The organism is Streptomyces sp. NPDC101191, from assembly GCF_044767915.1.
GTDB lineage: Bacteria > Actinomycetota > Actinomycetes > Streptomycetales > Streptomycetaceae > Streptomyces.
In genome coordinates this window covers 465,195-474,117 of record NZ_JBIWOU010000001.1, presented here as the reverse complement: position 1 = coordinate 474,117, position 8,923 = coordinate 465,195, and the positions used below count along the sequence as shown (strand labels likewise).

Below are 8,923 nucleotides of genomic sequence, written 5' to 3'. Positions count from 1 at the left end.
CACCACCCCCCGGCCCCCCGCCCGTGCCCCAGCCCCCCCCCCCCCGCCAGCGCCCCCCCCGGGCGGGGGGGGGGCCCCGCGCGCCCCCCCCCCCCCCCCGCCGCGGCGTCTCGCACCGGCTCCTGGGAGCGGGCCGGGGGCGTCACCGCCAGGCCGGGTGGCCCTCCGACACCGTGCCGGTCGTGAGGCGCCGCTCGCCCGTGCCGTCCGCCCGGACCGCCCAGATCACCGGCTTCTCGTACGGCCCGCGCACGAATGCCAGCCAGTTGCCGTCCGCCGACCACGCCGGGTCCATCTCGTGCTCCGCCGTCCTCACCAGCGGCCGGTCCCCGGTGCCGTCGGCGCGCACCAGCCGGATGTCGCCCCGCGTGGCCCCCTGGTAGGTCCCGGCGGTGTACGCGAAGGTCTTGCCGTCCGGCGACCAGACGGCGTCCAGCGCCGGATGGGGCAGCCGGGTCACCTGCTCGGGCTCCTTGCCGGGGTTCGACGGATCCACGACGTGGACCTGCCAGTCGCCCGCGCCCGACGCCTCCAGCGATACCGCGATCCGCGAGCCGTCGGGCGACCACGACGGGTCCTCCACCCGGCCGGTCCCGTGGGTGAGCTGACGGGCCGAACCGTCGGCCACCTTCACCTCGAACAACTGCTGTACGCCGTCCTGCTTGCGCAGCACCGCCAGCCGTGTGCCGTCCGGCGACCACGAAACCCGCCCGCCCGAGACGGCCGCCACCCGCCGCGCGTCGGAGCCGTCGGCCTTCGCCGTCCACACCGCCGTACCCTCGGGCGTCTTACGGGTGAAGGCGAACGAGGCCCGGTCCGGCGCCCATTGCGGAAGGGTGTCGCACGAGCCGCCCGGAACCAGCCGCCGCGGCTCGTCCCTGGTCGACGGACGGACGGCGATCACCGCGTGACAACTCCGCGGCCAGCCGGGCGCGGTGTCCTCGCGCACCAGAAGCTGAGTGTCCGGGAAGGCGGCGGGCCCCGCGACGGCCGACGACGTGCCGCCCCCGGGCTTCGCCCCGGTGCCGGGCTCCCCCTTCCACGGCTGCCACACCAACAGCCCGCCGACGGCCGCGGCCGCGACGAGGGCGGCGAGGACCGCCGCGCGGCGGCGGCGGCGCCGGGGGGCCGGGGCCGGGTACGCGTCCGGGCCGCCGGGCGGCGGAACGGGCGTGGTCGGCTGCCCCGGCCCCGAGGGCCCGGGCGTGGGCGTGGGCGGCGGTGAGGGGACGGGCACCGGCGGCGTGCCCGGCCCGGCGGCCGTCGGTTCGCCGGCCGTCCCGGAACCGGACACGGCCGTCGGCTCGCTCCCTGTCCCCGGACCGGAGACCGGTGTCCGCCCGCTCCCTGCTTCAGGACCGGAGACGGGCGTCGGCCCGCCTGCCGCGCCGGGCCCGCTCGGGGCGGTGGGTGCGGGCGTGCCGCTCGCGGGCCCCGGCTCGACCGCCGTCGGTTCCGGAGGCGTCTGCGCCGGGCCCGGCTCCTCCCGGAGGACCGAGGTGCCCGGCTGCCCCGGGACGGTGCCGAGGAGACGGGTGGCGGCGTCCGGGAGCCAGCCGCCGTCAGGCCGGTGGTGGACCGTCAGGGCGTCGAGGAAGGCCGCGGGGGTGGGGCGGGCCGCAGGGTCCTTCGCCAGGCAGGCGGCGACGAGCTCCCGCAGGGACGCGGGCACGGCGCCGAGGTCCGGCTCCTCGTGGACGACCCGGTAGAGCCAGCCCACCGACGAGCCGTCGCCGAACGGCGAGCCGCCCGCGGCCTGGCTGAGCACGACCCCCAGCGCGAACATGTCGACGGCCGGGGTGATGGTGCCGGCGGTGAGCTGCTCGGGGGCGAGGTAGCCCGGGGTCCCGACCTGGAGGCCGGTACGGGTGAGGGCCGCCGTCCCGTCCAGGGCGCGGGCGATCCCGAAGTCGATGACGCGCGGCCCGTCCTCGGCCACGATGATGTTGGCCGGCTTGAGGTCGCGGTGGACCACCCCGGCCCGGTGGATCGCGTCCAGGGCCTCGGCCAGTCCGGCGGCGAGCACGGTGAGGCTGTCCTCGGGAAGCGCCCCCACCTCGTCGAGGACCGCTCGCAGCGTGGGTCCGGGCACGTACGCGGTGACCAGCCAGGCCGGATGCCCGTCGGGATCCGCGTCGACGACCGGCGCCGTGTGGAATCCGCCGACCTGCCGCGCCGCCGTCACCTCACGGGCGAACCGGCGCCGGAACTCCGGGTCGGTGCTCAGATCCGGCCGTACGACCTTGACCGCGACCGCCCGGCCGGACCGGGAGCGGCCGAGATAGACGACGCCCATGCCCCCCTGGCCGAGCCGTCCGACCAGCCGGTACCGGCCGTCTCCGACCGACTCCGGGTCCCCCGCCTCCAACGGCTTCATGCTGCCCCCTCACCAGACGTACTGTGCAGGCCTCTCCTACCAGCCGCACGGTGTCCGGGTCGAGCACCGCGCGGTCCGGGCGTCGGGAGCGGCCCGCGGCGGATCCCGCTCAGCCCTCCAGGGAGTGCTCCTCCCAGGTCTCGTCGTCGGGGTCGTACTCGGTCCGAGCGGACTCCCAGGTGGCCGAGGCCAGCTCCACGCCGGGGACGTTCCCGAGCAGAGCGATCGGGTCGATGAAGTGGGCGAGCGAACCGGACGGATCGAGGTCGATGGCCTCGACGGACTGGGCGCGCTCCCCTTCGTCCATGTACTCGTCGTCCCGGACCTGGGCGAGCGCGGCGTCCTTGAGGGCCTGCTCGTCGGTGATCTCGGCGACGAGTTCGATGGTGACCCGCACGTAGCGCGGGCCGGACTGCTCGGATGCGGGTTCGAAGGTGGTCATCCGCGAAGCTTAGGCGACGTCCGGAACTGCGTCGTCCGGGCCCTCGGGAAGCGGCCGGGCGACGACACCCTGGGGAGGCTGCTGGTGTCCGCCGGAGGCGAGGACGCGCACTTCGCCGCGGTCGCTGATCTCCGCGCGGACGATGCCGGTCGGGTCGGCGTACACGGGATGGCCGCCGGGCCCCGATGCCGAAGTGCGCTCGACGACCAGGACGTCGCGGGCCGAGCCCGCCCCGTCGAAGAACACCAGTTCGTACCTGCGTGCGCTCACCCGGCCAGTTTACGCCCGCCCGCGGATCCGGGGGCGGGCGTGGACAGCGCCAGGGGCCCCTCCGGAAGCGGCGCCCGGACCGGCAGGGGTGCTCCACGGGCCCTCACGGCCGGACCGGCGGCATCAGATCGCTCTCGCTGACGGTGTACGTCAGCGGAGGGTAGACGAAGTCCGTCTCGTCGTTCTCACGGCGCCGCAGTCGGTAGAACTCGCGCCGCTGCTCGTCGTCGGCCGACGTGAGGCGCGCACCCTGCGGCAGGTACACCTCGCCGTCGTGGAACCGGAGGGCGGTCTTCGACCTCCGGAACGTCACGCCGAGCCATTCGTTCTCGGTTGCCCGCCCGGGCGCCTCCAGCACGATCCTGTGCCTGAAGCGCCGGTTCGACGCGACGGAGAACGCGACGATGCCGTTGTGGACGAGGGGGATCTCGAACGTCTCGTCATCGCCCGCCTTCGAGACGAAGATCAGCTTCCTGGGCGGGCCGGCCTCGGGATGCCGGTAGCAGGAGAAGACGGCGATGAACGACTCGTCGGCCAGGTCGAGAGCCTGGTCGGAATGGCCGCCCATGGTCCGGTAGGCGTTCGTGTAGCGCTCGATGAGAGCGTTGTCGAAACCGACCGGCAGCGCAGCGCGTTCCCGGATCCGTCGCGCCAGCCGCTCGTGCACCGGCCGGAAATGCTGCGGCGGACCGCTGTACCGGGTGGTGGTGCGAACGAGGGGCACACCGCCCGACCCGTCGACCCTGGTGAGAACCGCGGCTCGCCGGCCCTTCCCCACGTCCTCCAGCCGAGCCGATGCGGACAGCTCCTCGAAGGGATTCCCCTCGATCGCCGAAGCGCACGAGATGATCTCGTCCGAAATCCTAGACGCGGGGGGCACGATAGTCTCCCGTGTTCATGCTGAAGGGGAATGCGTCGCCGTAGTCGATGAAGGACGCGGTCCTGTTCTCCTCGGCGTACAGCCTGCGCAGCTCGTCCATGCCGTCCGGCGTGGGCGGCCCCAGCTCCACCAGGTCTCCGCCCACCTTGAGGAAGGTCCGGCCGTCCCGGTGCACGGCCTCCGCGCTCGAACAGCGCACCACGTATCCCAGGCGGGTGGGGAGCACCTCGGGGTCCAGGGCCGCGGGCCGGATCTCGTGTGTGTAGAGGCGGTTGGTGGACAGCGGCATGAAGAACACCGAGCCGGGGTGGAGCGTCAGAGTGAACTGCTGCGGTAGCGCGCCCCCGTCGCGTCCCGCGGCCGGCTCCTTGAGGCGGAAGTGGAGCCGGGTCAGCCCGCTCGTGCCCTTCACACCGTGGTCGAAGGGGTCCTCGGCCAGGGGCCGCAGTTTGTCGAGCCGGTCGTAGAAGGTGCAGAAGGCCATGATGCCGTTGCCGGGCATGTCCTTGGTCTTGTCGGCGTGCGCCGAGATCCTGGCCTTCGACTGCCTGCGCTCCGGCGTGGCAGGGGTGTTGTGGTAGATCTGGGCGAGGACGTGGTTCAGCGGCGCCTGGTTCCGGAAGACGGTGGCGGCCTCGCGGTTCAGTTCCCCGACGATGTGCGTGTCGGTCGGGCGGAAACCCTCGGTCGGCCCCGAGAGGTTCGTGGAGCACCGGAGCAGGCGGAAATGCAGGTCGTCACCGCTCCGCGTGACGGGCGTCAGATAGATTCCGCTGCGACGGGCCGTTCCCGGCTTGGTGGACTCCGTCAGGGACTGGAACGCGTGCTCCGCACGGATCCGTCCGAAGTGATCGGCGTCGAGTCCGAAGAAGCGGCGGTAGTACACGCCGACGCCGTGTACGCGGAGGGGGACGCGACCGACGTCGACGAAGGTCCAGGGGCCGTCGGCATCCTCGTGACAGCCGTGCGACAGTTCCCGGATCACGAACACCCGGGCGGCCGCACGCAGGTGGCGGGCGTCGATCCGGGATATGTCGCCGCACAGGTAGACGGTCTTCCGCGCGAGGTCGGGCGAGCCGGAGGCAAGGGCCTCCGGCGTGATCGTGGAACCGAAGAAGTCCTTGAGCGCGTCATGGTCCCGCAGCGTCGCTGGCGCGACCAGGAGGGTGTGCGCGTCCTCGACGCGGGCCTCCGCGGACTCTGTCGTGCGGTTCAATCGGCACCTGTCCTTTCAGGATCTCTCGATGGATGGCCTACGTCGGCCCACGTCGGCCTACGTCGGCCGGTGTCGGTCGGTGTCGACCGGTCTCCGGCCGACCGCCGCCCGGGTCCCGGCGGAGGTCGGGATGACCGTGCGCGGCGCGTCCGCCGTGCCCGGTGGGGCGCAGGGCGCGACGCCCGCGCAGGGCTTCCGTCCCTACCCGCCCACCGCGTCCGTGACCGCGTCGACCAGGGCGGCCAGCGCGACGCCCAGGGCCCGCGCCCCCGGTCCGGCAGGGCCGCCGGGCTCGGTCATGTACAGGTCGCGGCGAAGCTCCACCATGAGGGCGCTCACCCGGGCATCCCGCCCGTAGTGCGCCAGCGGTACGTACGTGCCGGCGAACGGGCTGTCGGTGCCCACGCCGCCGAAACCGGCGAACGCCCGCCGCGCCGCCGCCAGCAGCGCGGGCGGGGTGTGGAAGGAGTCCGTGCCGAGGCAGACGGGAGGCCGGGAGCCGTCGCCGTGCAGCTCGTAGGGGAGCGCGGCGGTCGGGTACGAGTGCACGTCGACGATCACCGCGCGGCCCGTCGCCGCGAGCCGTTCGTCGACGGCGCGCGTCATCGCCTCGGCGTACGGGGCGAAGTAACGCTCCACGAGCGGCGCGGGGTCGAAACCGGCCGGGCGCAGCTCCGCCCGGTGCGTCGTCCGTGTGTACACGGCGCCCATCCCGACGGCGAGCATCTCCTCGCGCTCGTCGGGGAAGCGCTCGGGGTCGACGACCAGCCGCGAGAGGCGGTTGACGAACCGCCAGGGCGGGGTGGCGGCCGATGCCGCGGCCACGTCGGCGACGAGGTCCGTGTGCCCGTCGGTGATGTGGTCGAGCTCGCGCTCCAGCTCCGCGTCACCGAGGACGATGCCGGCGCGCACCTCCGCGGGGAGCCGCCGGGACGAGTGCGGCACGTGGAGCAGGACGGGGGAGTCCGGGGCGCCGGCGACGAGCTCGAAGGAGGGGTCGGCGGAGGACGGCGAGGCGGGGTCGGGCATCGAGCGGGGCTCCTTGGGACGGACGGACGAACGGGCGCTGGAGGAGGGACGGTTCGCTGCGGGTGCGGGCCCGCTACGGCAGGGCGGCGCCGCGAGCGGTGATCCACAGGCGGTACCACTCCTCGTGCCCCAGGTCCGGGTCGTCGACGGCCGCGCCCCGGCAGGCGCGGATCCGGTCGGGGTTGGTGGTGCCGATGACCGGGGAGATCCGGGCGGGATGGCGCTGCAGCCACCACAGCACGACGGTCTCCGGGGTGGTGCCCTTGGCCTTGGCGAGTTCGGTGACGAGCTCGGCGGTGGCGTGCTCCTCGGGGGTCTGCTGCCGTCCGGTGTAGCGTCCCTGCGCCAGCGGCGCCCAGGCCTGGAGGGCGACCCCGTGGTGCAGGCAGTGCTCGACCGTGCCCGCCGGGAAGCCGACACCGGCCGAGGCGGGCGTGTTGACCAGGACGCCGTCCTCCAGCCAGTCCCTGCGCAGCAGGCTCATCTCCAGCTGGTTCGCGGCCAGCGGCAGTTCCAGGTGTGCCTGGAGCCGGGCGATCTGGGCGGCGTTCATGTTGGAGACGCCGAACCGGCGCACGAGCCCCTGCCGGTGCAGCGACTCCAGCGCCTCCGCGATCTCGGCCGGATCGGCGAGCGGGTCGGGCCGGTGCAACAGGAGCACGTCCAGGGCGTCCGTGCGCAGCCGGGTCAGGCTCTCCTCGACCTTCCGTACGAGGGTCGCCCCGCGCAGGTCGTAGATGCCGGGCCGGTCCTCGTCGCCGAGCCGGATGCCGCACTTCGACTGGAGCGTGATCCGCTCGCGCAGTCCGGGCGTGCGGGCGAGTACCTCGCCGAACACGGCCTCGGCCTTGCCGTGGCGGTAGATGTCGGCGTGGTCGAAGGCGGTGATACCGCTCTCCAGGGCCGCCTGGATCGCCGCCTCGGCGGCGTCGACGTCGGCAGGGGTGTAGGGGCTCGGGTCCCAGCCGCCGCCGAGCCCCATGCAGCCGAGGAGGACACGGTCGGTGCGGACAGCAGGGCGCGAGGTGTCGGTCGTCGAGGTCACGGGCTCACCCTGCCACAGGCTGCCCGGCGCCAGAGCGGGGAGACCCGTGCCGGCGAGGGGCCTGCGCGCCGCGGGCCCGATGTGATCCCACCCACCCCGGCCCTCGCTGCTTCAACGATTTGTATACAATCTGGGTGGCGCGCCGCCCCTCACCGGACGGCGCAGGCGTGGGCGCAAGGGCGGGCCCGCTGTCGATCACAGCGTCCGTAAGCCCGCTCTCCCCGATCCCCGTCCTCTCTCCCGGTCTCCGGCTCCCGCCGGCCCGAGGCCGCCCGCCAGGAAACACCACCGCATGAGCACCGACACCGCAGCCTCCGAGACCCCGACCAGGCCCCGCATCGCGGGCCGAGCCCCGGCCCGCCCGGCCCCGGCGGCGGCCGTGCACAGCGTCAGCGCCGTCACGCTCGTCCTGCTGGGCCTCGTGGCGATCGGCGCGGCCATCCACGAGCCCGTCCTGATCCCGCCCCTGGCCGCCAGCGCCGCCCTCGTGCACAGCGTGCCCACGCTCCCCTTCTCGCAGCCGCGCAGTGTCGTCGTCAGCCACCTCCTCGCGGCCGCCGCCGGCTATGCGACCCTCGCCGTGGCGGGAGCCGGATCCGCCGCCGCGGCCGTCGCCGCCGGCGTCACCCTGGCCCTGACGACCCTCGCGCGCACCCCGCACGCACCCGCCTGCGCCACCGCGGTCGTGATCGTCCTCCAGTCCCCCTCCCCGGCCCGCTTCGTCCCCCTCCTCTTCGGCGCCTCGGTCGTCCTGGTCCTGATGGAGTTCGTCCTCTCCCGCATCCGCCGCGACGCTCCCCGCTACCCGTCCTACTGGTGGTGACCAGCGCCGTCCCCGTCGGGGCCGGTCACCGCCCCCGGCAGAGGAGCCGGCCGCCGGCCGTGCGATGCGTGGGTGCGGGCGCCGGCCGGAGGCCGTCCGTGGTCACCGGGGGTCGTCCGTGAGGGGACGGGCGCCGGGGCGGAGGACGCGGAGGTCGCGGACCTCGTAGGACATCGCCGTCGTGCCGGGGGACGGTGCCGGGTGGTAACGGCCCGCGCAGACCGACAGGTTCACGATCAGGTAGGCGTGCCAGGAGCGGCCGACGCCGCGGTGGTCCGCGAAGACCTCCTCGTCGTCGAGCCACCACACCACCGAGCGGGACCCGAACTCGGTCCGCAGCCGGATCCAGCCGCCCGGGCGGACGCCGGGGGAGCGGTGGTAGCGGTGGGTGCCGCGCACGTGGTTGGAGAGCTCCAGCAGGTCGGGGTTGTCGGGGTGGTACTCGAAGACGTCGACCTCCTGCCCGCCGTCGCGCCAGGTCCAGATCGCCGGCCACGCGCCCGTCTCCTCGGGCAGGCGCACCCGCGCCTCCAGGGTGTCGCCGGTGCGCACCTCGAAGCCCTGTGGGCTTCCCTCGGTCGTGAGGAGACCGGTGTCCCACAGTCCGTCCCGGCGGCGGGTCGCGCGGAAGACCCCGGACCGCGCGTAGGCGGGATCGGCCGTCAGGTGGTCCAGCTTGTTGTCGCCCGGATTGACCGGCCCGCCGTCGGGATAGGCCCACGAGCGGCCCGCGACCCACTGTTCCGACGAGCCGAAGTCGGCGGTGAAGACGGGCTCTCCGGCCCGTGACGATGTCGGCATGGCTGCTCCTCACTTCGGTGGCCGCGCGGGGCAGGCCGTC

9 protein-coding genes are annotated in these 8,923 nt (G+C 74.2%); 1 reads left to right on the top strand and 8 read right to left on the bottom strand.

Annotated elements, in window-relative coordinates; translation table 11 throughout:
* Positions 1–142: 142 nt before the first annotated feature.
* From ACIRQF_RS02150 to ACIRQF_RS02120, 7 genes are all read right to left on the bottom strand, one after another.
* Positions 143–2,377: a protein kinase gene (locus ACIRQF_RS02150; RefSeq protein ID WP_404088073.1), complete on the bottom strand. Its 2,235-nt coding sequence runs from the start codon at positions 2,375–2,377 to the stop codon at positions 143–145.
* Positions 2,378–2,486: 109 nt separating this feature from the next.
* On the bottom strand, positions 2,487–2,819 hold the full coding sequence (locus tag ACIRQF_RS02145) for a hypothetical protein (protein ID WP_376627872.1): 333 nt from the start codon (positions 2,817–2,819) through the stop codon (positions 2,487–2,489).
* A 9-nt stretch (positions 2,820–2,828) separates the two neighbouring features.
* Positions 2,829–3,089, bottom strand: coding sequence for a DUF6296 family protein (locus tag ACIRQF_RS02140; protein ID WP_376627870.1), 261 nt, complete (start codon positions 3,087–3,089; stop codon positions 2,829–2,831).
* A 103-nt stretch (positions 3,090–3,192) separates the two neighbouring features.
* Entirely contained in the window at positions 3,193–3,969 is a 777-nt protein-coding gene (locus tag ACIRQF_RS02135; protein WP_404088070.1) for an alpha-ketoglutarate-dependent dioxygenase AlkB, read from the bottom strand.
* Positions 3,953–5,185, bottom strand: coding sequence for a hypothetical protein (locus ACIRQF_RS02130; protein ID WP_404088069.1), 1,233 nt, complete (start codon positions 5,183–5,185; stop codon positions 3,953–3,955). The genes ACIRQF_RS02135 and ACIRQF_RS02130 overlap by 17 nt, the downstream gene beginning before the upstream one ends.
* 201 nt (positions 5,186–5,386) lie before the next feature.
* Positions 5,387–6,214, bottom strand: a complete 828-nt coding sequence (locus ACIRQF_RS02125; RefSeq protein WP_404088067.1) for an N-formylglutamate amidohydrolase — start codon at positions 6,212–6,214, stop codon at positions 5,387–5,389.
* A 73-nt stretch (positions 6,215–6,287) separates the two neighbouring features.
* Positions 6,288–7,259 (bottom strand): aldo/keto reductase family oxidoreductase, encoded by a 972-nt coding sequence (locus ACIRQF_RS02120; RefSeq protein WP_404088065.1) that lies wholly within the window; start codon positions 7,257–7,259, stop codon positions 6,288–6,290.
* A 292-nt stretch (positions 7,260–7,551) separates the two neighbouring features.
* On the opposite strand from ACIRQF_RS02120, the gene ACIRQF_RS02115 reads away from it, so the two are divergent.
* Positions 7,552–8,082, top strand: coding sequence for an HPP family protein (locus ACIRQF_RS02115; RefSeq protein ID WP_404088063.1), 531 nt, complete (start codon positions 7,552–7,554; stop codon positions 8,080–8,082).
* 102 nt (positions 8,083–8,184) lie between these two features.
* Here ACIRQF_RS02115 and ACIRQF_RS02110 read toward each other — a convergent pair whose 3' ends face one another.
* Positions 8,185–8,883 (bottom strand): beta-glucanase, encoded by a 699-nt coding sequence (locus ACIRQF_RS02110; RefSeq protein WP_376627862.1) that lies wholly within the window; start codon positions 8,881–8,883, stop codon positions 8,185–8,187.
* Positions 8,884–8,923: the final 40 nt, after the last annotated feature.

Bases quoted from the DNA above. Each gene is read 5' to 3' on its own strand.
- ACIRQF_RS02150 (WP_404088073.1), bottom strand. From the start codon at position 2,377: ATGAAGCCGTTGGAGGCGGGGGACCCGGAGTCGGTCGGAGACGGCCGG.
- ACIRQF_RS02145 (WP_376627872.1), bottom strand. From the start codon at position 2,819: ATGACCACCTTCGAACCCGCATCCGAGCAGTCCGGCCCGCGCTACGTG.
- ACIRQF_RS02110 (WP_376627862.1), bottom strand. From the start codon at position 8,883: ATGCCGACATCGTCACGGGCCGGAGAGCCCGTCTTCACCGCCGACTTC.
- ACIRQF_RS02115 (WP_404088063.1), top strand. From the start codon at position 7,552: ATGAGCACCGACACCGCAGCCTCCGAGACCCCGACCAGGCCCCGCATC.
- ACIRQF_RS02125 (WP_404088067.1), bottom strand. From the start codon at position 6,214: ATGCCCGACCCCGCCTCGCCGTCCTCCGCCGACCCCTCCTTCGAGCTC.